This window comes from Stenotrophomonas sp. LGBM10 (assembly GCF_046736075.1).
In the GTDB taxonomy this organism is placed as follows: Bacteria; Pseudomonadota; Gammaproteobacteria; order Xanthomonadales; family Xanthomonadaceae; genus Stenotrophomonas.
The window spans coordinates 1,600,062-1,622,535 of record NZ_CP177163.1; the positions used below are offsets into that span (position 1 = coordinate 1,600,062).

Annotated in this window: 20 protein-coding genes; 5 read left to right on the plus strand and 15 right to left on the minus strand. The window is 68.6% G+C overall.

All coding sequences use genetic code 11. The features are described 5' to 3' along the window. Nucleotides 1-13: 13 nt before the first annotated feature. From ACLB90_RS06745 to ACLB90_RS06765, 5 genes are all read right to left on the minus strand, one after another. Nucleotides 14-691 carry a DUF484 family protein gene (locus ACLB90_RS06745; protein WP_411852203.1) on the minus strand — a complete coding sequence of 226 codons (678 nt, stop codon included), beginning with the start codon at nt 689-691 and terminating at the stop codon, nt 14-16. Then, nucleotides 688-1,539, minus strand: a complete 852-nt coding sequence (gene dapF / locus ACLB90_RS06750; protein WP_411852204.1) for a diaminopimelate epimerase — start codon at nt 1,537-1,539, stop codon at nt 688-690. The genes ACLB90_RS06745 and dapF overlap by 4 nt, the downstream gene beginning before the upstream one ends. Further along, nucleotides 1,532-1,780 (minus strand): LPS translocon maturation chaperone LptM, encoded by a 249-nt coding sequence (lptM, locus tag ACLB90_RS06755; protein ID WP_411852205.1) that lies wholly within the window; start codon nt 1,778-1,780, stop codon nt 1,532-1,534. The genes dapF and lptM overlap by 8 nt, the downstream gene beginning before the upstream one ends. Before the next feature lie 64 nt (nt 1,781-1,844). Beyond that, nucleotides 1,845-2,270, minus strand: a complete 426-nt coding sequence (locus ACLB90_RS06760) for a YbaN family protein (RefSeq protein ID WP_411852206.1) — start codon at nt 2,268-2,270, stop codon at nt 1,845-1,847. 60 nt (nt 2,271-2,330) lie between these two features. Next, nucleotides 2,331-4,451 carry a S9 family peptidase gene (locus ACLB90_RS06765; RefSeq protein ID WP_411852712.1) on the minus strand — a complete coding sequence of 707 codons (2,121 nt, stop codon included), beginning with the start codon at nt 4,449-4,451 and terminating at the stop codon, nt 2,331-2,333. Nucleotides 4,452-4,562: 111 nt separating this feature from the next. On the opposite strand from ACLB90_RS06765, the gene ACLB90_RS06770 reads away from it, so the two are divergent. Next, the gene (locus ACLB90_RS06770) at nt 4,563-5,756 is read left to right on the plus strand and encodes a pyridoxal phosphate-dependent aminotransferase (RefSeq protein ID WP_411852207.1); all 1,194 of its coding nucleotides are present in this window, start codon (nt 4,563-4,565) and stop codon (nt 5,754-5,756) included. 187 nt (nt 5,757-5,943) lie between these two features. Here ACLB90_RS06770 and ACLB90_RS06775 read toward each other — a convergent pair whose 3' ends face one another. Together ACLB90_RS06775 and ACLB90_RS06780 are read right to left on the minus strand one after the other, a co-directional pair. Then, on the minus strand, nt 5,944-8,040 hold the full coding sequence (locus ACLB90_RS06775; RefSeq protein ID WP_411852208.1) for a prolyl oligopeptidase family serine peptidase: 2,097 nt from the start codon (nt 8,038-8,040) through the stop codon (nt 5,944-5,946). Nucleotides 8,041-8,108: 68 nt separating this feature from the next. Next, the gene (locus ACLB90_RS06780) at nt 8,109-8,417 is read right to left on the minus strand and encodes a hypothetical protein (RefSeq protein WP_411852209.1); all 309 of its coding nucleotides are present in this window, start codon (nt 8,415-8,417) and stop codon (nt 8,109-8,111) included. Between the two features lie 313 nt (nt 8,418-8,730). Here ACLB90_RS06780 and ACLB90_RS06785 point away from each other — a divergent pair, with 313 nt between their 5' ends. After that, the gene (locus tag ACLB90_RS06785) at nt 8,731-9,189 is read left to right on the plus strand and encodes a lipocalin family protein (RefSeq protein WP_411852713.1); all 459 of its coding nucleotides are present in this window, start codon (nt 8,731-8,733) and stop codon (nt 9,187-9,189) included. 583 nt (nt 9,190-9,772) lie between these two features. Here ACLB90_RS06785 and ACLB90_RS06790 read toward each other — a convergent pair. The 3 genes from ACLB90_RS06790 to ACLB90_RS06800 all read right to left on the minus strand — a co-directional run bounded on the left by ACLB90_RS06790 (nt 9,773) and on the right by ACLB90_RS06800 (nt 12,504). Continuing rightward, the gene (locus ACLB90_RS06790; RefSeq protein WP_017356419.1) at nt 9,773-10,462 is read right to left on the minus strand and encodes a methionine ABC transporter permease; all 690 of its coding nucleotides are present in this window, start codon (nt 10,460-10,462) and stop codon (nt 9,773-9,775) included. After that, nucleotides 10,459-11,466: a methionine ABC transporter ATP-binding protein gene (locus ACLB90_RS06795; protein ID WP_411852210.1), complete on the minus strand. Its 1,008-nt coding sequence runs from the start codon at nt 11,464-11,466 to the stop codon at nt 10,459-10,461. Before ACLB90_RS06795 ends, ACLB90_RS06790 begins: the two co-directional genes overlap by 4 nt. Before the next feature lie 141 nt (nt 11,467-11,607). Then, nucleotides 11,608-12,504 carry a DMT family transporter gene (locus tag ACLB90_RS06800; protein WP_411852211.1) on the minus strand — a complete coding sequence of 299 codons (897 nt, stop codon included), beginning with the start codon at nt 12,502-12,504 and terminating at the stop codon, nt 11,608-11,610. Between the two features lie 78 nt (nt 12,505-12,582). Between ACLB90_RS06800 and ACLB90_RS06805 the strand changes: the two genes are divergently transcribed. Beyond that, nucleotides 12,583-13,065 (plus strand): YajQ family cyclic di-GMP-binding protein, encoded by a 483-nt coding sequence (locus ACLB90_RS06805; protein ID WP_017356422.1) that lies wholly within the window; start codon nt 12,583-12,585, stop codon nt 13,063-13,065. Between the two features lie 398 nt (nt 13,066-13,463). Here ACLB90_RS06805 and ACLB90_RS06810 read toward each other — a convergent pair whose 3' ends face one another. The 3 genes from ACLB90_RS06810 to ACLB90_RS06820 all read right to left on the minus strand — a co-directional run bounded on the left by ACLB90_RS06810 (nt 13,464) and on the right by ACLB90_RS06820 (nt 17,268). Continuing rightward, on the minus strand, nt 13,464-14,570 hold the full coding sequence (locus ACLB90_RS06810; RefSeq protein WP_411852212.1) for a helix-turn-helix domain-containing protein: 1,107 nt from the start codon (nt 14,568-14,570) through the stop codon (nt 13,464-13,466). An 89-nt stretch (nt 14,571-14,659) separates the two neighbouring features. After that, entirely contained in the window at nt 14,660-15,787 is a 1,128-nt protein-coding gene (locus ACLB90_RS06815; protein ID WP_411852213.1) for an NAD(P)-dependent alcohol dehydrogenase, read from the minus strand. 14 nt (nt 15,788-15,801) lie between these two features. Next, complete coding sequence (locus ACLB90_RS06820; protein ID WP_411852214.1) at nt 15,802-17,268, minus strand: benzaldehyde dehydrogenase; 1,467 nt, start codon at nt 17,266-17,268, stop codon at nt 15,802-15,804. Nucleotides 17,269-17,523: 255 nt separating this feature from the next. Here ACLB90_RS06820 and ACLB90_RS06825 point away from each other — a divergent pair, with 255 nt between their 5' ends. Then, nucleotides 17,524-18,117 (plus strand): DUF1415 domain-containing protein, encoded by a 594-nt coding sequence (locus tag ACLB90_RS06825; protein WP_411852215.1) that lies wholly within the window; start codon nt 17,524-17,526, stop codon nt 18,115-18,117. Continuing rightward, on the plus strand, nt 18,108-18,920 hold the full coding sequence (locus ACLB90_RS06830; protein WP_411852216.1) for an SDR family oxidoreductase: 813 nt from the start codon (nt 18,108-18,110) through the stop codon (nt 18,918-18,920). Before ACLB90_RS06825 ends, ACLB90_RS06830 begins: the two co-directional genes overlap by 10 nt. Nucleotides 18,921-19,162: 242 nt before the next feature. Here ACLB90_RS06830 and ACLB90_RS06835 read toward each other — a convergent pair whose 3' ends face one another. Further along, nucleotides 19,163-21,196, minus strand: coding sequence for a M3 family metallopeptidase (locus tag ACLB90_RS06835; RefSeq protein ID WP_411852217.1), 2,034 nt, complete (start codon nt 21,194-21,196; stop codon nt 19,163-19,165). 143 nt (nt 21,197-21,339) lie between these two features. Then, on the minus strand, nt 21,340-22,452 hold the full coding sequence (locus tag ACLB90_RS06840; RefSeq protein WP_411852218.1) for a PLP-dependent cysteine synthase family protein: 1,113 nt from the start codon (nt 22,450-22,452) through the stop codon (nt 21,340-21,342). Between the last annotated feature and the right edge of the window lie 22 nt (nt 22,453-22,474).

Below are 22,474 nucleotides of genomic sequence, written 5' to 3' on the forward strand. Positions count from 1 at the left end.
GCGCCGTGGCGGTTCAGGCCGGGTCGAAGCGCGCCAGCGCGACCACCAGCGCCTCTCCCATCATGCGCAGGAACAGCGTGCCCATGCCGGGATAGAACCGGTTGCCGTCGCGGCTGCCGACCGCGATCAGGCCAACACCGGGCAACGGCAGCAGCGCGCTGGACTGCACCTCGTCCACGCGGTCGCCGTACAGCAGCGCGTTCTTCTCCGGCTGCAGGCGCCCGCAGATGGGCTCGCCATCGTTGAGGCAATCGCGGAACGAAGACAACGCGGGGCTGTCGGCGGCAACCACCTGCAACCACGGCGCCTGCTCCAGGCCTGCCACCGGCGTCAGCAGCACCAGGCGGACCAGGTCACCGGCGAAATCCTCTTCCAGCGAGGCGGCCATCGCGCGCAGCGTATCGCCGGCGCTGGACTGCTTCATCAGCGCCAGGGTGAGCTGATGCGTGCGCACGGCCAGGCGTTCGTTGATCTGTGCGTTGGCGGCCAGGTCGGCCAGCCGGCGCTGCAGCTCACGGTTCTTGTCGCGCAGCACGTCCAGCTGGTAGCTGGCCAGCGACGCGGTCGGGCCGTCATCGCGCGGCACCACCAGGGTCAGGGCCAGGTCCGGGAACTGCTTCAGGAAGGTCGGATGACGCCGCAGCCAGGCGGCGACTTCGTGCGCTGCGATTTTCTCGACGGTCTCGCTCATGCGTTCCATTCCCCTTCGAAGACGAAGGCAGCCGGCCCGGACATCACGATCTGGGCGGTCGGTTCCGGCCAGCGGATGCGCAGGTCGCCGCCAGGCAGCGACATGATGGCGTCACGTTCCAGCCGGCCCCGGTGCATCATCACCACGGCGGCCGCGCAGGCGCCGCTACCGCACGCCAGGGTCTCGCCGACGCCGCGCTCGTACACGCGCAGGCGGGCGTGGCGCGGGTCCATGACCTGCACGAAGCCGACGTTCACCGACTGCGGGAACGTGGCGTGCTGCTGCAGCAGCGGGCCGAGGCGCTCGACCGGCGCGGCATCCACCAGCCCGACCTCGATCACGGCATGCGGATTGCCCATCGATACCGCACCGAACCGCACGGTGTCGCCCTGCAGCGGCAACAGATATTCCTCGCGGGCGTGTGCGAAGCCGATCAGCGGCACCTGGTCGGGCTCGAAGCGCGGCACGCCCATCGCCACGGCGTACTCATCCCCGCCCAGGCGCTCCACCGCATGGGTGGTGACCGGGCTGTCGATGGCGAAGGTATCGCCGCTGGCGGCGCCATCGCGGACCAGCCAGGCCGCCACGCAGCGCGCACCATTGCCGCACTGCTGCGAGCTGGAGCCATCGGCATTCCAGATCCGGTACGAGGCGACCGACCCGTCGGCCTTCGGCGGCTCGATGGTGAGGATCTGGTCACAGCCCACGCCGGTATGGCGGTCGGCCAGGCGGGCCGCCAGCGCCGGGTCCGGCGGCGGGCTGCCGTCGCGCAGGTCGAGCACGATGAAGTCGTTGCCGGCACCGTGCATCTTGCTGAAGCGCAGTGCCCGGGGTGCCGCGTTACTCATTCCCGTCATCGGCCTTGAGCGCCGGCGCCTCGACCGGGTCCGGGGCGACCGGCGTGGCGCCAACGTCGCCATCGGCCGGCGGTGGGGTGGCGGCCGGTTCGGCGGCCGGCTCGACCACTTCTTCGACCGGAACAGGCTTCTGCGGCATGACCAGCGGGCCCTTGTTGCCACAGGCCGACAGCACCAGCAGCGCCGAGGCGGCCAGCGTCAGGGAGATGAGGGTACGGGGGGATGTCTTCATGCCCCAAGTATAGCCATGCCCCCCACGGTAGTGCCGGCCACTGGCCGGCCACCTCAGCAGCGCCTCAGGATGAACGCGGCGGCAGCGGCCGGCTCCACAGCCACAGCGCCACGGCTGTCATGCAGCCGATCGACAACCATTTGACCCATGCGATGGGCACGCACCACAGCATGATGCCGGCGCAGACGGTCATGGTCAGCGTGGCCATCCATTTCGCGTAGCGGCTGACCGCGCCGTGCGCCTGCCAGTTGCGTATGGCGGGGCCGAACCGGGGGTGCTGCGTCAACCAGCGGTGCAGGCGTTCGGAACCGCGCGAGGCGGCCCATGCCGAGATCAGGATGAACACGGTGGTGGGCAGGCCCGGCACGAAGATGCCGACGATGCCGGTGCCCAGGCTGACATACGCCAGCAGCCACCACGCCCAGCGGAAACGTACCGGCCGCCGCGCGGGCGCGGCATCGGCAACTTCGGGGCGCTCTGGCAGGCTCATGTGGCCAGCATAACGAGCCGGGAAGGCGACCGCGATGGTCGCCTTCCGCCTGGCCGTGGATCAGTTCGTTGCGGGCGTGACGCCAAGCTGGTCCAGCACGAAGGCGTAGGACTCGGCCAGCTCGTGGTACCGCTGGAAACGCCCGGATTTGCCACCGTGGCCGGCTTCCATGTTGGTGCGGAACACGATCGGATGGGTGCCGGTGTTGTCGTCGCGCAGCTTGGCCACCCACTTGGCCGGCTCCCAGTACTGCACCTGCGAATCCCACAGCCCGGTGCCGACGAACAGCGCCGGATACGCCTGCCGGCGCACGTTGTCATACGGCGAATAGGTGAGCATGTAGTCGTAGTACTCGCGCTGCTCGGGATTGCCCCACTCGTCGTACTCGTTGGTGGTCAGCGGGATGCTGGCATCGAGCATGGTGGTGACCACGTCGACGAACGGCACCTGGGCAACCATCACCCGGTAGTCCTGCGGCGCCTGGTTGGCCACCGCGCCCATCAGCAGGCCCCCGGCGCTGCCGCCGGACGCGGCCACGCGATCCTTGGCGGCGTAGCCCTGGCGGACCAGTTCACGGGTGACATCGACGAAGTCGTTGAAGGTGTTCTGCTTGTGCAGCAGCTTGCCGTTCTCATACCAGGCACGGCCCATTTCCTGGCCACCGCGGATATGCGCGATGGCGTAGACCACGCCGCGATCCAGCAGGCTGACCACGGTCTGGTTGAAGCCCGGGTCCATCGACATGCCGTAGCTGCCATACGCGTACTGGTACAGCGCGCCGGTGCCGTCCTTCCGGAAGCCGTTGCGGTACACCAGCGACACCGGCACCTTGACGCCGTCGCGGGCGGTCACCCACACGCGCTCGGTGGTGTACTTGGCCGGGTCGTAGCCGATCACCGGCTGCTGCTTGAGCTGGCGGCGCTCGCCGGTAACGGTATTCAGTTCATAGGTGGTGGTGGGCGTGGTCAGCGAGGTGTAGGCATAGCGCAGCCACGGGGTGTCATGTTCCGGGTTGGCGGCCAGCCCCATCGAATACGCCGGCTCATCGGCCTTGACGTACTCCTGGCGGCCATCGGCGAACAGCAGCCGGATGCGCTCCAGCCCGTTGGAGCGTTCGGCGATGGCGCTGTAGCCATCGAACAGCTCGAAGCCTTCGATCAGCACCGCGTCGTCATGCGCCACCCAGTCTTTCCACTGGCTGCGCGCGGTGGCGTCCGACGGTGCGGTGACGATCTTGAAGTTGGTGGCGCCGGCGTCGTTGGTGCGGATCACCCAGCGGCCATCGAAGTGGTCGGCGTCGTACTCGACGTCACGCGCACGCGGGGCCAGCACGGTGAACGCCTGCGGGTCCGCCGCCGGTGCGTAGCGCGTCTCCGAGCTGACCGTGCTGTGCAGGTCGATGGTCAGGAACCGGTCGTCGCGGCTGCGGCCGACGCCCATGTAGAAGCTGTCGTCCTTCTCTTCGTAGACCAGCGTGTCGCTGGCGACCGGCGTGCCCAGCACGTGCTTCTTCACCCGCACCGTGAGCAGCGTTTCCGGATCGTTCTCGACGTAGAACAGGGTGCGGTTGTCATCGGCCCAGACCACGTTCGGCGAGACGTTCTCGATACGGTCCGGCAGCACGTCGCCGGTGCGCAGGTCCTTGAAGCGGATCACGTACTGGCGGCGACCCACATCGTCCTCGGCCCACGCCAGCAGATGGTTGTCCTGGCTGACGTCCATATCGCCGACGCTGAAGTAGCCCTTGCCGGCGGCCATCGCGTTGATGTCCAGCAGGATCTCCTCGGGCGCCTCCATGCTGCCCTTGCGGCGGGCCTGGATGGGATAGTCCTTGCCGGTCTCGAAGCGGGTGTAGTACCAGTAGCCGCGCTCGCGCGCCGGCACGCTGGCATCGTCCTGCTTGATGCGCGCCACGATCTCCTTGTAGAGGGTGTCTTCCAGCGGCTTGAGCGGCGCCATCACCGTATCGGTGTACGCATTCTCCGCGGTCAGGTACGCCAGCATCGCCGGATTTTCGCGCTTGTCGTCGCGCAGCCAGTAGTAGTCGTCGCTGCGGGTGGCGCCGAACGGGGCCTTGACCGTGTGCGGGTGCTTCTCGGCGTCGGGCGCGGTCGGCGCGGGGGCGGCATGCGCGGAAGTGGTCATCAGGCTGGCAACCAATAAACAAAGGGCGGGCTTCACGAGATAAGGCTCCTGGCGTGGGAATGCAATGGCGTCCGTGTCTACCCAGTCTGCGGCGGCCGTTGGGCCGGCGGCAAGCGTGTCGTTGGTCACTGCGCCTATCATCGGATCATGAACACTTCCCCCCTTCCCGCTTCCGCTGGCTACAGCCGCCGCAGCCAGGACATCGCCCCCTTCCACGTGATGTCGCTGCTGGCCCGCGCGCAGGCGCTGGAACAGGCCGGCCACGACGTCATCCACCTGGAGATCGGCGAGCCGGACTTCACCACCGCCGCCCCGATCGTGCAGGCCGGCCAGGCGGCCCTGGCAGCCGGGCATACCCGGTACACCGCCGCGCGCGGCCTGCCCGCGCTGCGCCAGGCCATCGCCGGCTTCTACCACGACCGCTACCAAGTGCGGATCGATCCCGAGCGGATCCTGATCACGCCCGGCGGCTCCGGTGCCCTGCTGCTGGCCAGCAGCCTGCTGGTCGATCCCGGCCGGCACTGGCTGCTGGCCGACCCGGGCTACCCGTGCAACCGGCATTTCCTGCGGCTGGTCGAAGGTACCGCGCAGCTGGTGCCGGTCGGGCCGGACACCGCCTACCAGCTCACCCCCTCCCTGGTGGAACGCCACTGGAACGCGGACAGCGTCGGCGCGCTGGTGGCCTCGCCGGCCAACCCCACCGGCACGGTGCTGTCGGCCCCGGAACTTGCGGCGCTGTCGCAGGCGCTGAAGGCGCGCGGCGGGCACCTGGTGGTGGACGAGATCTACCACGGCCTCACCTACGGCATGGACGCGCAGAGCGTGCTGCAGGTGGACGACGACGCGTTCGTGCTGAACAGCTTCTCCAAGTACTTCGGCATGACCGGGTGGCGCCTGGGCTGGCTGGTGGCGCCGCCGCAGGCCGTGCCCGACCTGGAGAAGCTGGCGCAGAACCTGTACATCAGCGCGTCCAGCATCGCCCAGCACGCCGCGCTGGCCTGCTTCGAACCGGACACCATCGCCGTCTTCGAACAGCGCCGCGCCGCGTTCCGCGAACGCCGCGACTACCTGCTGCCGGCGCTGCGCGCGCTCGGCTTCCGCATCGACGTGGAACCGGAGGGCGCGTTCTACCTCTACTGCGATGTCAGTGCCTTCACCGATGACGCGCAGGCGTTCTGCGCGCACTTCCTGGAGACCCAGCACGTGGCGTTCACCCCGGGCCTGGATTTCGGGCACCACCGCGCCAACCAGCATGTCCGGCTGGCGTACACCCAGGAGGTACCGCGGCTGGAAGAGGCCGTGTCGCGTATCCGCCGCGGGCTGGAGACGTGGGTGCGTTGACCGCCGGCGTGAGGCCCCGGACAGAAGAACAGCCAAAAAAAAACGCCACGCATCGCTGCGTGGCGCTGAAGCTGGGGTGGAGCCAACCAGACGCCCCACCACCCGGAGTTCATGGGGCGATGGGTCCACGTCGGGCTGGCGCCCTGCGGGATGCTCGACCGCCCCTGGCTGTCGAGCATACCTGACCTTACTTGCTCAGCTGCTCCCAGAGGAAGCTGTAGGCCAGTGCCGACATGTGCGCGGCCTGCGCATTGTTGGCCGCTCCGCCGTGCCCGCCCTCGATGTTCTCGTAGTAGGTCACATCCTTGCCGGCCGCGATCATCTTGGCCGCCATCTTGCGGGCGTGGGCCGGGTGGACGCGATCGTCGCGGGTGGAGGTGGTGAACAGCACCGGCGGGTAGGTCTTGCTGGCGTCGAACAGGTGGTACGGGGAGAAGGTCTTGATGAAGTCCCAGTCGGCCGTATCCGGGTTGCCGTATTCAGCCATCCACGAGGCGCCCGCCAGCAGGTGGTTGTAGCGCTTCATGTCCAGCAGCGGAACCTGCACCACCACCGCGCCGAACAGCTCGGGGTACTGGGTGAGCATGTTGCCGGTGAGCAGGCCGCCGTTGCTGCCGCCCTGCACGCCCAGGTGCTTGGCCGAGGTGATCTTGCGGCTGACCAGGTCGCGGGCGACCGCGGCCATGTCTTCATACGCCTTGTGACGGTTCTGCTTGAGCGCCGCCTGGTGCCAGCGCGGGCCGTACTCGCCACCGCCGCGGATGTTGGCGACCACGTACACGCCGCCCTTCTCCAGCCATGCGCGACCCATCGCACCGGAGTACGACGGGGTCAGCGAGATTTCAAACCCACCGTAGCCGTACAGCAGGGTCGGATTGGAACCGTCCAGCTTCATGTCCTTGCCGTGCACCACGAAGTACGGCACGCGGGTGCCGTCCTTGCTGGTGGCGAAGTGCTGCTCGATCACCTTGCCGTCGGCATTGAAGAACGCCGGCATGGTCTTGAGCACTTCCGGCTGCTTGCCGATCTCGGCCAGGGCCAGCGTGGTCGGGGTCAGGTAGTCGGTGACGGTCATCCACACCGCGTCGCTTTCGTCGGCATCGACCGCGCTCACGGCCACGGTGCCGAACGACGGTGCGCCGGTGAACGCGCTCTTCTTCCAGCCGCTGTCGGTCGGGGTCAGCACGCTGAGGTGGCTCTTGACGTCGTCGAGCACGTTGAGCACCAGGTGCGACCGGGTCCAGCTGGCGCCTGCCAGCGAGGTGGTCTCGGTCGGCGCGAACAGCACCTCGAAATCACGCTTGCCGGCCAGGTAATCGTCCAGCTTGGTGGCCAGCAGCGAACCGGCTGCATAGGTCTTGCCGCCCACGGTCCACGGGTCGCGCAGTTCCAGGGTCAGCCACTGCTTGCGCAGGCCCTTCTCGGCCGAGTTGGGCGCGTCGATCTTGGTCAGCGTGCCGTCGTTGGCGCGCAGGTAGATCTCGTTGTTGTAGAAGGCCAGGGTGCGGCTGACCAGGTTGCGCTCATAGCCCGGGGTGTCGTCGTGCATGGCCGAGATGTACATGTCATCCGGCTTGCCTTCGTACACCACGCTGGCCGAGGCCATCGGCGTGCCGCGCTTCCACAGCTTGGCCACACGCGGATAGCCGGAGGTGGTCATCGTGCCGGCACCGAAGTCGGTGTAGACGAACACGGTGTCACGATCGATCCAGTTCAGGCCACCCTTGGACTCGGGACGGAAGAAGCCATCCTTGATCCAGGTCTTGTTGGCCAGGTCGAACTCGCGGGTCACGTCGGCGTCGGCACCGCCGCGCGACAGCGCGACCAGGCAGCGCGCGTAGTCCGGGCGCAGGCAGTCGGCGCCGTGCCAGACCCAGTTCTCGCCTTCGCTTTTGTTCAGTGCATCCAGGTCCAGCACGGTTTCCCAGCGCGGCGATGCCTTGCGGTACTCCGCCAGCGTGGTGCGACGCCACACGCCGCGCTCGTGCTGCTTGTCCTTCCAGAAGTTGTAGTAGTAGTCGCCGATCTTCTGCACGCCGGGGATCTTGGCGTCCGAATCGAGCACCTCGCGGATGCTCGCTTCCATCGCCTTGAAGGCCGGGGTCTGCGCCAGGCGCCCCTCGGACTTGGCGTTCTGTTCCTTGACCCAGGACAGCGGCTTGTCGCCGGTCACGTCCTCCAGCCAGGCATACGGATCGGCCGGCGTTTCAGCGGCCACGGCGGTTGCAGCCGTGGCGACGGACATCAAGCCTGCCACCAGGCAGGCGGAAGCGATTCGGGACATTGCAGCTCCAGGCAGTCATAGGCCCCGGACGCTATCACAGGCGACGGCCGCCGCTCCCGTGTCGAAGGTCAGGCTGCGCGCAGGCGCCGTGCCGGCCGCCGCCGGCGTGCCTGCGGTGCGCGCCGGCGGGCACTGGCCCGGCGCTGGGCCCACCAGCGCAGCGGCAGCCGGAAGCGGTAGAGCGCCCACCAGGCCAGCCAGGGCATCCCGACCAGCCACAACGGTCCCCACCCCAACCAGCTGCTGTAGCCGCGCGCGGCCGGCCAGACCAGCACCAGGGCCAGCCCGGCAAGGGCCGCCTGCCTGACGCAACGCAGCACCCGTGGATCGGGTACCTCGGCGGAACGGGACGAACGCTGCAAAGACGACAGGGACATGACACCGCTCCGTGCGAAAGTGATGCGTCACCTTGCCGTGCCACCATCTCACCGGCTGCGACCTTGTGCCGCAGCGTGAACCGGTCATGCAACCCGTGCGCCACCATTGACGTTCTTCGCCGTCCCACCCACCATGCCCCTGCCAGCCCCTGGAGCCAACCGCCGCATGTCTGTGAACCGCCCGCTTCGCGCTGTCCTGTTGCTGTCCACGCTGTCGCTGCTGCCGGCCTGCGCCTTCCGTCATGAGGCCAAACCGGCGCCGGCACCGACGACGTCCGAGCGCGTGGGCCCGGCAATCGACCTGCAGCGCTTCATGGGCACCTGGTATGTGATCGGGCGCGTTCCCAACCCGGTCGAGCGCGGCCACGTGGCCAGCGTCAACGAGTACCGCCTGCGTGGCGACCAGAAAGTCGCCATCACCTATCGTTACCGCAACGGCTTCTCCGAACCGCAGGAAGAACTGACGGTGCGTGCGTCGGTGGATGCCGACAGCGGCAACCACAACTGGCGCACGTGGTTCTACAAGATCGTGCCGACCCACACACGCGTGCTGGAAGTGGCACCGGACTATTCGTGGGCGCTGGTGGGTTACCCGGGCCGCGAGATGGCGTGGATCTTCGCGCGCCAGCCGGACATGGACAAAGACCTGTACAAGGAGCTGGCCACGCGCCTGCGCGACGAGTACGGCGTCAACACCGACAAGCTCAAGCGCGTGCCGCAGCACCGCGAGCAGGTCGACCGCCTGGGCTACGAGGTCCCGAACGTCCGCTGAGCGCCGGCGCGCAGGGGCATCGGCCCCGCAACCGGTAGAGCCGACCGTTGGTCGGCTGTCGCGCGGAGCGCGCGGGGGTTCTCGGCATCGGAACGGAATGCAGCCGACCAACGGTCGGCTCTACCAGCGGGGCTGCTGCGTCCGAACCGGTAGAGCCGACCGTTGGTCGGCTATCGCGCGAAGCGCGCGGGGTTTGTCGGCGTCGGAACGGGGTGCAGCCGACCAACGGTCGGCTCTACCTGCGTGGCTGCTGCGTCCGAACCTGTAGAGCCGACCGTTGGTCGGCTATCGCGCGAAGCGCGCGGGGGTTTCCCGGCGTCGGAACGGAATGCAGCCGACCAACGGTCGGCTCTACCGGCGGGGCTGCGGCATCCGAACCGGTAGAGCCGACCGTTGGTCGGCTATCGCGCGCAGCGCGCGGGGTTTCTCGGTGCCGGAACGGAGTGCAGCCGACCAACGGTCGGCTCTACCTGTGGGGCTGCCGGCGTCTGATTCCGTTGGTCGGCTATCGCGCGCAGCGCGCGGGGGTTTCCCGGCATCGGAACGGAATGCAGCCGACCAGCGGTCGGCTCTACCTGTGTGGTTACCGGCGGCTGTAATGCGCGACGAGGCGGTCGCCGAGCATCTGCAGCACCTGCACCAGGATCAGCAGCAGCACCACGGTGACCAGGGCCACATCGGTGTGCGAGCGCTGGTAACCGTCGCGGAACGCGAGGTCGCCCAGGCCACCCGAGCCGATTGCACCGCCCATCGCGGTGAAGCCGATCAGCGCGATGACGGTGACCGTGGCGCCGGCGATCAGACCGGGCCGGGCTTCGGGCAACAGCACGCGCGTGACCAGCTGCCAGGTCGTGGCGCCCATCGCCTGGGTCGCTTCGATCACGCCGCGGTCCACTTCGCGCAGCGCGGTTTCGACCAGGCGCGCATAGAACGGCGCCGCGCCGATCACCAGCGGTACGATCGCCCCGCGCACACCCAGCGAGGTGCCCATCATCCACAGCGTGAGCGGAATCAGCACGATCATCAGGATGATGAAGGGCACCGAGCGCAGCAGGTTCACCAGCAGCGCCAGCGCGCCGTACACCACCGGCTTGCGGTGCAGCTGCGGCGAGCCGGTGAGGAACAGCAATACGCCCAGCGGCAGGCCGATGGCCAGGGTCAGCGGCAGCGAGCCGCCCAGCATCAGCAGGGTATCGACCGTGGCCTGGCCGATATCGGCCCACTTGCCGGCATCGAGATGGCGGAAGAATCCACCGGCGGTGGCGAACATCATCGGCGCAGCTCCTCAAGGTGGACACCGGCGGCGACGAAGCCGGCCTGCGCCGCCTGCACGTCCCCCCCGACCAGCGACACGGTCAACTGGCCATACGGGGTGTCCTTGATCCGGTCGATACGGCCGGACAGGATGTTGTAATCCACGCCCGTGTCGCGGGCGATGCGGCCGAGCAACGGCTCGTAGGTGTCCGCGCCGAGGAAGGTCAGGCGCACGATGCGCCCGGCAACCGCGTCGAAATCCTTGTGCAGCTCGCCCTCGTCCACCTGCTCGGATTCGGTCACGAAGCGGCGCGTGGTCGGGTGCTGCGGATGCAGGAACACCTCGGTGACCGGCCCGGTTTCCACCAGTGCGCCGGCGTCGAGCACGGCCACGCGGTCGCAGACGCGGCGGATCACATCCATCTCGTGGGTGATCAGCACGATGGTCAGGCCAAGTTCGCGGTTGATCTTGCCCAGCAGCTTCAGCACCGACGCGGTGGTCTGCGGGTCCAGCGCGCTGGTGGCCTCGTCGCACAGCAGGATCTGCGGGCGCGTGGCCAGCGCGCGGGCGATGCCGACGCGCTGCTTCTGCCCGCCGGACAACTGCGCCGGGTACTTGGTGGCGTGCGCTTCCAGGCCCACGGTGTGCAGCAGTTCGTTCACCCGCGCATCAATCTCCGCGCGCGGCGTGCCGGCCAGCTCCAGCGGGAAGGCGACGTTGGCCGCCACCGTGCGCGAGGACAGCAGGTTGAAGTGCTGGAAGATCATGCCGATGCGCCGGCGCAGCGTGCGCAGGCCATCGGCGTCCAGCGCGGTGACGTCTTCGCCGTCGATCAGCAGGCGCCCACCGGTGGGCTCCTCAAGCCGGTTGATCAGCCGGATCAGGGTCGATTTGCCCGCGCCGGAGTGCCCGATGATGCCGAACACCTCGCCGGCCTCGATGGTCAGGTCCAGCGGCTGCAGCGCGGCGATCGCGCGGCCGCCGACGGCATAAGATTTGTGCAGGCGCTGGAACTCGATCACTTCGCGGTCAACCGGGGCATCGACGGGAGGGGGCGTGCAGCCTACCAGCGCGGGACGGCCCTCGCCCGTGCGGTTGCGCGGAATGATATTCCGTTTGGTTCTAAGCCGGCGTGATCGGGCCCATGCGGGGCCCGACGCCGGTCAGGGGTGGTCCAGCGGCGCCGGCGGCTGGACCTGGCGGACCCGCTCCCGGTGCAGCAGGTACAGGCCGGAGGCCACGATGATCGCCGCGCCCAGCCAGGTCACCTGGTCGGGCAGCACGCTCCAGAACAGCAGGTCCCAGCCGATCACCCAGACCAGCCCGGTGTACTCGAGGGGGGCGATCAGCGAGGCTTCGCCGAGCTGGAAGGCTCGGGTCAGCGCGACCTGCCCCGCCGCCCCGGCCAGGCCCATGCCCCCGATCAGGGCCGCATGGCCCCACTGCAGCGGATGCCAGTCCGGCAGCGCCAGCAGGCCGGCGCCCACCGCCATGATCACCAGGAACCAGACCACCATCGACTGGGGGGTGTCGGTGCGGGTCAGCATGCTGACGGTAATCGCGGCCACGGCATAGGCGGTCGCCGCCAGCAGCACCATCAGCCCCGGGATCGAGATGAAGCCGTCCCCGCCCGGCCGCAGCACCACCAGCACCCCGACCAGGCCGATACCGATGGCGATCCAGCGGCGCGGGCCGACATGCTCGCCCAGCAGGGGCACCGACAGCGCGGCGATCAGCAGGGGCGCGACGAAATAGATGGTGTACGCGGTGGACAGCGGCAGGCTGCGCAGCGCGAACACGAAGCAGCCGATCATCGCCATGCCGAGCACGCCGCGCAGCAGGTGCAGGCCCCAGCGCACCGGCACCAGCGAGCGGGGGCCGGCCGTGGCCAGCACCCAGACCAGCACGAAGGGCAGCGAGGCGGCGCCGCGCAGGAAGGTCACCTGCAGGGTCGGATAGCTGGCCGAGAGCTGCTTCATGCCCGCATCCATCAGCGAGAAGCAGGCGACCGCCAGAAGCATCCAGGCGACCGCGCGGGAGGGAGAGCGTTGCATGTTCATGCCCCATTATCGCCGCCACGGCCGGGCCGTCCACGTCGGGTTGGTTAGAATGGGGGCTTCACCTGCTGGAGTATTCCCATGCCCTCCTTCGACGTCGTGTCCGAAGTCAACACCCACGAGCTGACCAACGCGGTCGACCAGGCCAACCGCGAGCTGTCCACCCGCTTCGATTTCAAGGGCGTGGACGCGAAGTTCGTGCTCGAGGACAGCGTGATCAGCCAGTCGGCCCCCAGCGACTTCCAGCTCCAGCAGATGACCGACATCCTGCGCGCACGGCTGATCGCCCGCAGCATCGACACCCGCTGCCTGGAGTTCGGCGACATCGAGACCAACCTGGCCGGTGCGCGCCAGAAGATCACCGTCAAGCAGGGCATCGAGCAGAAGGTGGCCAAGCAGATCGCGGCCAAGCTCAAGGAGGCCAAGCTCAAGGTCGACAGCCAGATCAACGGCGACAAGCTGCGCGTCAACGGCAAGAAGCGCGACGACCTGCAGGACGCCATTGCCCTGCTGAAGAAGGAAACCTTCGAAGTGCCGCTGCAGTTCGACAACTTCCGCGACTGATCGCGCGGCTGCCTTTCGTTTGGATTCGTGCACGCCTGACACCAGCCGGGCAGAGCCCGGCTCTACGGTGCTGCAAAGTCCATGCACACCTGACGCAGACCACGTAGAGCCGGGTTCTACCCGGCTGCCGTTCGTTCGGATTCATGCACACCTGACGCAAGCCGCGTAGAGCCGGGTTCTACCCGGCTGCCGTTCGTTTGGATGCGTGCACACCTGACGCAAGCCGCGTAGAGCCGGGTTTTACCCGGCTGCCGTTCGTTTGGATGCGTGCACACCTGATGCAAACCGCGTAGAGCCGGGTTCTACCCGGCTGCCTTTCGTCTGGATGCGTGCACACCTGACACCAGCCGGGCAGAGCCCGGCTCTACGGGGCTGCTCCAGCCGGGCAGAGCCCGGCTCTACGGGCGCAGGTGTTTGTAGAGGGTTGTGCGCGATACGCCCAGCTGGCGCGCTGCTGCGCTGACGTTGCCGTGGTGTGTCGCGACGGCCTCGCGCATGGCCTGGGCGCTGTGCGCGCGCAGCGAGCGGTCGCCGGTCGTGCCGGTGCCGGTGCCGGGGGCCACCCGCAGGCTGGCCCGCGCCGCCAGCGGTGCACGCAGGTACTGCACGTACAGCGCGGTGTCCTGGTCCAGGCGTACCCGGTGTGGCGCCCCGGCCTGCAGCAGGCGGCGACGCTGGGGCACGCTGGCCCCGGCAAACAGTCCGTCCACCGTCAGCAGCGGCAACGGGCCACGCCGGGGCAGCCCGAACAGGCGCCGCGCCACGCGGTTGGCCGCCCGTATCCGCCCATCCTCTTCAACCGCCAGCAGACCCTGCAGCGGCGAGCTCAGCCAGCGCACGTCATGCTGCACGGCCAGCAGATGGCAGGCGCGCTGCTCCTGCATCAGACGGTTCTCGGCCGACAACGCCGCCTGCCGGAAGTAGCCGTGCAACAGTTCGGCATCGCGCTCGCCGGTGCCGGTGATGTCCAGCGCACCCAGCACTTCGCCATCGAGCCCATGCAGCGGCACGCTCAAACAGAACACGGCGGCAAAGCGATCCAGATAGTGCTCATTGCCGCGCACCAGTGCCGGCGCGTCCTCGGCCAGGCTGCACGCCGGCGCGGTGGTGCCGATGTCGCATTCGCGAAGCTGGCGCCCCACCTGGATCGGCCGCAGGACCGGCACGTCGGCCAGGCCGTGTTCGCGCTGGGCGACCACCATGCCGTCGGCATTGACGCAGAACAGGGTCCACTGCCGTCCGCCGAACGCGGCCCACAGGTGATCCAGGTCGTCACGGACGCAGCGCGCCAGGCGGCGATCCGCCGGCGCTTCCAGGCGCGGCCCGTGACCGGCCAACGGCGCGTAATGCGGTTCCTGCCGCGGCTGCACGCCGGCCAGCCGCGAGCGCTCCCACGAGCGCTGCACCGGCGGCGCCAGCAAGGCACCGGCCAGTGCCCCGCCGTCGGCGAACTGCTGGCGTGCCGCCGCCAATGCCTGTTGCTGTTCCCGCTGCATGCCGCCCATCGGTCGATCTCCTACCCGGACCGTGAGCGTACACCCGGCAACCTGACTGACGCCGCCGTCGCGCCCCCTGCGGGACGCGACGGATCGTTTCATCCGCCGATGGTGAGGATCGGCTTGAGCGTGATGCCGCGGGTACTGTCCTCGGCCGCCTGGTTGATCTGGTCCAGGGGATAGAACTTCACCAGCTTGTCGAACGGGAAGCGGCCCTGCTGGTACAGCTGCACCAGCTGTGGGATGAATACCTTCGGCACGCTGTCGCCCTCGACGATGCCGCGGATGCTGCGGCCGCCGAGCAGCAGGTTGTTGACGTCGAACTCGGCCTTGGTGCCCAGCTTGGGTGCGCCCACCACCCCGATCGCGCCGAGCCCGCCCAGGGCCTCGATGCCCTGCGCGAGCACCTCGGGGCGGCCGGTGGATTCGAGTGCGAAATCGACGCCGCCGCCGGTGATCGCACGCACCGCCTCGACCACATCCACCTCGCGGCTGTTGATTACATGGGTGGCGCCCAGTTCGGTGGCCAGCGCCAGCCGCGAGGGCACCACATCGATGGCGATGATGGTGGTGGCGCCGGCGACGCGCGCGGCCATCACCGCACTCAGGCCCACCGCACCGGCACCGAAACTGGCGAAGCTGCTGCCGGCCCGGACCTTGAGTGAGTTGATCACCGCGCCGGCACCGGTCTGGATGCCGCAGCCGAGCGGCCCGAGCAGTTCGATCGGCGCATCGTCGGGCACCTTGATCGCATTGTTCTCACGGCTCAATGCGTAGGTGGCGAACGAGGACTGCGCGAAGAAGTGATCGTGCAGCGGGTGGCCGTCGGCATCCTGGATCGCGGTGCTGCCATCCAGTGCGCCGCCACCGAAGTTCAGGCCGAAGAAGTCGCGGCAGTAGGCACCGTGGCCACCACTGCACGGATTGCAGTGGCCGCACGCGCCGTAGGTCAGCACCACGTGGTCACCGACCTTGAGCTCCTTCACCCCGGGCCCCACCGCCTCGACCACACCCGCGCCTTCATGGCCGAGCACGGCCGGCAGCGGCACGGGGTAATACTGGTCACGCACGATCAGGTCGGTATGGCACAACCCGGTGGCGACCACGCGGACCAGCACCTCGTCGTCCTGCGGCCCGCGGATGCGTGCCTTTTCAATCGTGAAGGGCTGTTCCTTCCCGCGCACCACGGCCACGGTGATGTCGCGCAGTTCTGCTGTTGCGGTCATGACAAGGTCCTCGTTCAGATCGGGTAGGCGGGCGCTTCGCCCTTGACGGTCAGCCACTGCCACTGGGTGAATTCGTCGATGTTGGACGGCCCGCCGATGCTGGTGCCGTTGCCGGAGGCGCCAACACCGCCGAACGGATTGATCACCTCATCGTTCACGGTCTGGTCGTTGATGTGCAGCAGACCGGTGCGCAGCCGCTCGCCCAGCTTCAGTGCGCGGCCGACGTTGCTGGACAGGATCGCCATCGACAGGCCGTACTCGCTGTCGTTGGCCAGCGCCACGGCCTCGTCGTCGGTATCGAACGGCACCACCACCGCCACGGGCGCGAAGATTTCTTCGTGGAACGCCGGGTTGTCGCGCCCCACGTCGCTGAGCACGGTGGGTTCGAAGAACAGGTCCCGGTAGCTGCCGCCGGTGGCCAGCGTGGCGCCGGCAGCCTGCGCCTCGGCCACCACGCGCGCGGCATGGTCGCGCTGCTGGGCGTTGATCAGCGGCCCGATCGCCACATCGGCGGTCGCCGGATCGCCCACCTTCAGCGAGCGTGCCTTGGCCACCAGCTTCTCCAGGAAGCGCGCATGGATGCTGCGCTGGACCAGCACCCGGCCGGTGGCCATGCAGATCTGCCCCTGGTGCAGGTAGACGCCCCAGGCGGTGTTGGCGATGGCCAGGTCGATGTCGGCATCGTCGAGCACGATCAGCGAGTTCTTGCCGCCCAGCTCCAGCGACACCTTCTTGAGATGCCGGCCGGCTGCCTCGCCCACCTTGCGGCCGGCGCCGGTGGAACCGGTGAACTGGATCATGGCGATGTTCGGATCGCTGGTCAGCGCCGCACCGGCCGCACCATCACCGGGCAGCACATGCAGCAGGCCCGCCGGCAGTCCGGCCAGCTCGAACAGCCGCGCGATCACGAAGCCGCCGCAGACCGCCGTGCGCGGATCGGGCTTGAGGACCACCGCATTGCCCAGCGCGAGGGCCGGCGCGACCGCGCGCATCGCCAGGTACAGCGGGAAGTTGAACGGCGCGATCACGCCAACCACGCCGAGCGGGCGGCGGCGGGCCAGGTTCAGCCGGCCCGGTTCGGACGGCAGCACCTCGCCGATGCTGCGCGAGGGCAGCGCGGCCGCTTCATGCAGCGCCTTGGCATTGACCTTGGCCTCGAAGCCGGCCTTCAGCCGGGTGGAGCCGCTCTCGCGGACCAGCCACTCCACGATGGCATCGTTGTGCTGCTCGGCCAACTGCGCGGCCCGCCGCAGCACCTGCGCGCGGGTCTCGTACGGGGCACTGGCCCATGCGCGCTGCGCCTGCGCGGCAGTCGCTGCGGCGGCGGCAATGCCGGCCGGGTCGGTCATCGCGATCGACCCGAGGGTCGCGCCGGTGGCCGGTTCGATCACGTCCTGGACACTGGCGCCGGCATGCCAGGTTCCATCGAACAGCGTGCCGGACCACAGCGCGGTGGGCAGGAATTGCGGTGTATCGCTCATCTGTTGGCTCCTTTTGACGAAGATCGGCCCCAGGCCGTCTTCTGCACATGGTTCACCCCTGCATTGGATACCCGCGGTCGCGCACTGCCTATTGGCCATCGGCGGGAAAGCGGCAACCCACTGCCTGCAAAGGGTTTTTCAGCATGCACGCTGTCCAGTTAATGGACAGTGGTGCCCGTGCCCCCGCGTGCGCGACACGCCCGCCACCAGGCCGGGGCCGTACAATTGCCTGCCCAGCCAGCGATACCGCCCGCCATGAACGATGACTCCTTCACCGACGCCCCCGCCCAGGACGGCCCCGACGTCATCGCCGAAACCCGCACCTGGCTGGAGCAGATCGTCATCGGCCTGAACCTGTGCCCGTTCGCGAAGGCGGTGTACGTGAAGAACCAGGTGCGCTTCGTGCTCAGTGACGCAACCACGCCCGAAGCACTGGTCGAGCAGCTGGCCGAGGAACTGGTGCTGCTGCGCGATACGCCGGCAGAGCAGATCGATACCACGCTGATCGTGCACCCCGACGTGCTGACCGATTTCCTGGACTACAACGACTTCCTCGACAACGCCGATGCCGCCATCGAGGCGCTGGACCTGCAGGGCATCCTGCAGGTGGCCAGTTTCCATCCGCAGTACCAGTTCGCCGGTGTCGCCCCGGACGATGTGAGCAACTACACCAACCGCGCGCCCTACCCGACCCTGCACCTGCTCCGCGAAGACAGCGTCGAGCGCGCGGTGGCCGCGTTCCCCGATCCGGATGTGATCGTCGAGCGCAACATCGAAACCCTCGACAAGCTCGGCGTGGAAGGCTGGACCCGCCTGCTCGGGCGCAAGGACACCCCGCCGTGCCACTGACCCCGGCGATCACCGACTGGCCGTCACAGCCACTGCGCGACCGCGTGGTGGTGGTCACCGGTGGCGCGCAGGGGGTGGGCCGCGGCATCGCACAGGCGGTGCTCGGGGCGGGTGGCAGCGTGATGGTTGCCGACCTCGACGCCGACGCCGGCAAGGCCTGCCTGAAGGAATGGGCGCTGCCCGAACGCGCCGCGTTCCAGCGCACCGACGTCGCCCGCGAGCGCAGCGTGCAGGCGCTGATGCGCGCCACGCTCAAGCGCTTCGGCCGCCTCGACGGGCTGGTCAACAACGCCGGCATCGCCAACGCGCATGGCACGCCGCTGGATGCGATGACGCTGGTTGAATGGCAGCGCCGGCTGTCCAGCCTGCATGGCGCGTTCCTGTGCAGCAGGCATGCGCTGCCCGCGCTGCGCGCGTCGGCGACGGATACGCAGGCCAGCGCCATCATCAACATCGCCTCCACCCGCGCCTGGCAGTCCGAGGCGCACAGCGAGGCCTATGCGGCCGCCAAGGGCGGGCTGGTGGCCTTCACCCACGCGCTGGCGATCAGTGAAGGACCCGCGGTCCGGGTCAACAGCATCAGCCCGGGCTGGATCACCACCGAGGCGTGGCAGGCACCCGCGCGGCGCCGCACGCCCAAACTGTCGCGCCGCGACCATGCCCAGCACGCAGTCGGCCGCGTCGGCCAACCCGACGACATCGGTGCGCTGGCCGTGTTCCTGCTCTCGGACCTGTCCGGCTTCATCACCGGACAGGACCATATCGTCGATGGCGGCATGAGCCGCACGATGCTCTACACGTAGTGCCGGCCGCTGGCCGGCTGCTCCGCGGCATGACCCGGGCCATGCTCTACATGTAGTGCCGGCCGCTGGCCGGCTGCTCGTGCCGCATCACACCACGCATCCGCGCCGGCACGGTGCAGAGCCGGCCAGCGGCCGGCACTACAGAAGTGCAGAGCCGGCCAGCGGCCGGCACTACAGAGGTGCAGAGCCGGCCAGCGGCCGGCACTACAGAATTACGCCACGATGGTGGCATGACCCCACGGTTACGCCATGCCGTTGTGGCGCAGCAATGCATCCACCTCCGGTGCGCGCCCGCGGAACGCGGCGAAGTTCTCCGCCGCGCTGCGGCTGCCACCGCGCGACAGCACTTCCTCCAGGAAACGCCGGCCGGTTTCGGCGGCCTTGCCCGGCGCTTCCTCGAACGCCGCATACACATCGGCGCTGAGTACTTCGGCCCACTTGTAGCTGTAGTAGCCGGCCGCATACCCGCCGGCAAAGATGTGGCTGAACTGGTGCGGGAAACGATGCCATGCGGGCGGCCGGTTCACCGCCACCTCGTCGCGCACCCGTTCCAGCAGCGCGATGACGCTGTCCTGGGTGGGATCGAAATCGCTGTGCAGCTGCATGTCGAACAGTGCGAACTCCAGCTGGCGCACGGTGAACATGCCGCTCTGGAAATTACGTGCGGCCAGCATGCGGTCGAACAGCGCGCGCGGCAGCGGCTCGCCCGTGTCGACATGCGCGGTCATCGCCTGCACCCGGTCCCACTCCCAGCAGAAGTTCTCCATGAACTGGCTGGGCAGCTCCACCGCATCCCATTCCACGCCGTTGATGCCGGCCACGGCAAGCTCACCGACGCGGGTCAGCAGCTGGTGCAGGCCGTGGCCCATTTCGTGGAACAGGGTGGTGACGTCGCTATGGGTGAAGGTGGCCGGGCGACCGTCGCTGCCACGGCCGAAGTTGCAGACCAGGTAGACCACCGGCGTCTGCACCCCAGCCGCCGTATCGCGACGGTTGCGGCAATCGTCCATCCATGCGCCGCCGCGCTTGCCTTCGCGCGCATACAGGTCCAGGTAGAACTGGCCCACCAGCGCACCCGTGGCGTCGACCAGGCGGAAGAAGCGCACGTCCGGGTGCCATACCGGCGCGCTGTCGGGCAGCACCTGCAGGCCATACAGCTCGTGGATGACGTTGAACAATCCCGCCAGCACGGTCGGCTCGGTGAAGTACGGTTTCACCTCCTGCTCGGAGTAGCTGTAACGCGCCTGCTTGAGCTTCTCTCCGGCGTAGGCGAGGTCCCAGGCCTGCAGCGCGTCCAGCTGCAGTTCGTCGCGTGCAAAGGCCTCCAGCTCGCCGCGGTCGCGCTGCGCGTAGGGCTTGGCGCGGGCGGCCAGGTCACGCAGGAAGCCCAGTACCTGCGGGGCGTCCTGCGCCATCTTGGTGGCGATGGAGTACTCGGCGTAGTTGGGGAAGCCGAGCAGCGCGGCCAGCTCGGTGCGCAGCGCCAGGATGCGCGCGATGTTGGCACTGTTGTCGAGCGCGGCATCGCCGAATTCGGAGGCCCGTTCGGCATTGGCGCGGTACAGCGTTTCACGCAGTGGACGATGATCGGCATAGGTCTGCACCGGCAGGTAGCACGGCATCTGCAGCGTCAACTTCCACCCGGGCAGCCCGGCCTTCTCCGCCGCTTCACGCGCGGCGGACACCACGTCGGCGGGCAGACCCGCCAGTGCGATGCGGTCGTCCACGTGCAGCGACCACGCATCGGTGGCATCCAGCACATTCTGCGAGAAGGTCGCCGACAAAGCCGCCAGCTCCTCCTGGATCGCGCTGAAGCGCGCCTTGCCGGCGTCGTCCAGTTCCGCGCCGCCGAGGCGGAAGTCGCGCAGTGCGTTGTCCAGCACCTTGCGCCGGGCCGGATCGTACTGCGCCGCCTCCGGCGCATCGGCCAACGCGCGGTACTGCGCGTACAGCGCCAGGTTCTGGCCCATCGCGGTGCCAAAGCGCGTCACCCTGGGCAGGTTGGCGTTGTAGGCCTCGCGCAGCGCCGGGGTGTTGACCACGCCCTGCAGGTGGGTCACCTGCCCCCAGGCACGCCACAGCCGGTCGGTGGCATCGTCGAGCGGCTCCACGAAGGTTGCCCAGGTCACCGGGCTGACCGCCTCGGCCACCTTCACGGCCGCCTCGGCCTCGGCCAGCAGCGCCTCGATGGCCGGGCCGATGTGGTCGGGCTGGATCACGTCGAAGCGCGGCAGGCCGGAAAAATCGAGCAGGGGATTGGTGGGGGTCACGGGCATCTCCAGACAACAGGGCCGCACGCGCGGCATCGCCCACGATATGGCACTGCCCCGGGCCGCGCACAAGGTCCACGCCCACGGCGATGGCCGACGTTCACGCCCGGCCGGCGATGCCGGTCGGAAGCGCCGGCCCTGCCGCTGGATCAGTAGAGCGTTTCCAGCGCGGCGTGCGGCAGCGGTGCCAGTCCCTGGCCGTTCACGGCGGCGGCGATGAGCGCGTCGGGCTGCTCCACCTCGATGCCCTGGCGCGGATACCAGTCCGGGTTGTAGTAGCTGTGTGCGTAGCGTTCGCCGCTGTCGCACAGGATGGTCACGATCGACCCGCTGCGGCCGGCCTGGCGCATCCATTCGGCCGCCTGCAGCACGCCGATGAAGTTGGTGCCGGTCGAGCCGCCCACGCGGCGGCCCAGCTGGCGGCTGACATGGCGCATCGCGGCCAGGCTCAGCGCGTCGGGCACTTTCACCATCGCATCCACGCTGGTGGGAATGAAGCTGGATTCCACCCGCGGCCGGCCGATCCCTTCCACCCGCGAGCCACCGCTGCAGGTCAGCTCGCGCCACGGCTGCCCGGCCAGGGCCGCGCAGTAGCCCTCATAGAACACCGACACTTCCGGGTCCGCGCACAGGATGCGGGTGTCATGGCGGCGATAGCTCACGTAGCGCCCCAACGTCGCGGCGGTGCCGCCTGTACCGGGGCTGCACACGATCCACTCCGGAATCGGATGCGGCTCTTCGGCCATCTGCTTGAAGATGGATTCGGCGATGTTGTTGTTGGCGCGCCAGTCGGTGGCGCGTTCGGCGTAGGTGAACTGGTCCATGAAGTGGCCGCCGGTATCGCGGGCGAGCTTTTCCGAATCGCAGTTCAGGTCGCAGGCACGCTCCACCAGGTGGCAGCTGCCGCCCTGGAACTCGATCGCGGCGATCTTCTCCGGCGAGGTCGTGGCCGGAATCACCGCGATGAACGGCAGGCCAAGCAGGCGCGCGAAATAGGCCTCGGACACCGCGGTGGAACCGCTGGAGGCCTCGATCACCGGACGGCCCTCACGCAGCCAGCCGTTGGCCAGCGCATACAGGAACAGCGAGCGCGCCAGCCGATGCTTAAGGCTGCCCGTGGGGTGGCTGGATTCGTCCTTGAAATACAGGTCGATGCCGGCGTACCCGGGCAGGTCCATCGGAATCAGGTGGGTATCGGCCGAGCGGTTGAAATCGGCTTCGATCTTGCGGATGGCGGCGGCCACCCATTCACGCTGCGACATGACAAAAGCTGCACAAGGAGAC

What these genes read in the sequence shown, in the direction of transcription:
- ACLB90_RS06835 (WP_411852217.1), bottom strand. Translation starts at nt 21,196, where the DNA reads ATGCCCGTGACCCCCACCAATCCCCTGCTCGATTTTTCCGGCCTGCCG.
- ACLB90_RS06815 (WP_411852213.1), bottom strand. Translation starts at nt 15,787, where the DNA reads ATGACCGCAACAGCAGAACTGCGCGACATCACCGTGGCCGTGGTGCGC.
- ACLB90_RS06805 (WP_017356422.1), top strand. Translation starts at nt 12,583, where the DNA reads ATGCCCTCCTTCGACGTCGTGTCCGAAGTCAACACCCACGAGCTGACC.
- ACLB90_RS06790 (WP_017356419.1), bottom strand. Translation starts at nt 10,462, where the DNA reads ATGATGTTCGCCACCGCCGGTGGATTCTTCCGCCATCTCGATGCCGGC.
- ACLB90_RS06840 (WP_411852218.1), bottom strand. Translation starts at nt 22,452, where the DNA reads ATGTCGCAGCGTGAATGGGTGGCCGCCGCCATCCGCAAGATCGAAGCC.
- ACLB90_RS06770 (WP_411852207.1), top strand. Translation starts at nt 4,563, where the DNA reads ATGAACACTTCCCCCCTTCCCGCTTCCGCTGGCTACAGCCGCCGCAGC.
- ACLB90_RS06810 (WP_411852212.1), bottom strand. Translation starts at nt 14,570, where the DNA reads ATGGGCGGCATGCAGCGGGAACAGCAACAGGCATTGGCGGCGGCACGC.
- ACLB90_RS06820 (WP_411852214.1), bottom strand. Translation starts at nt 17,268, where the DNA reads ATGAGCGATACACCGCAATTCCTGCCCACCGCGCTGTGGTCCGGCACG.
- ACLB90_RS06775 (WP_411852208.1), bottom strand. Translation starts at nt 8,040, where the DNA reads ATGTCCCGAATCGCTTCCGCCTGCCTGGTGGCAGGCTTGATGTCCGTC.
- lptM (WP_411852205.1), bottom strand. Translation starts at nt 1,780, where the DNA reads ATGAAGACATCCCCCCGTACCCTCATCTCCCTGACGCTGGCCGCCTCG.
- ACLB90_RS06745 (WP_411852203.1), bottom strand. Translation starts at nt 691, where the DNA reads ATGAGCGAGACCGTCGAGAAAATCGCAGCGCACGAAGTCGCCGCCTGG.
- dapF (WP_411852204.1), bottom strand. Translation starts at nt 1,539, where the DNA reads ATGAGTAACGCGGCACCCCGGGCACTGCGCTTCAGCAAGATGCACGGT.
- ACLB90_RS06825 (WP_411852215.1), top strand. Translation starts at nt 17,524, where the DNA reads ATGAACGATGACTCCTTCACCGACGCCCCCGCCCAGGACGGCCCCGAC.
- ACLB90_RS06785 (WP_411852713.1), top strand. Translation starts at nt 8,731, where the DNA reads ATGGGCACCTGGTATGTGATCGGGCGCGTTCCCAACCCGGTCGAGCGC.
- ACLB90_RS06760 (WP_411852206.1), bottom strand. Translation starts at nt 2,270, where the DNA reads ATGAGCCTGCCAGAGCGCCCCGAAGTTGCCGATGCCGCGCCCGCGCGG.
- ACLB90_RS06780 (WP_411852209.1), bottom strand. Translation starts at nt 8,417, where the DNA reads ATGTCCCTGTCGTCTTTGCAGCGTTCGTCCCGTTCCGCCGAGGTACCC.
- ACLB90_RS06800 (WP_411852211.1), bottom strand. Translation starts at nt 12,504, where the DNA reads ATGAACATGCAACGCTCTCCCTCCCGCGCGGTCGCCTGGATGCTTCTG.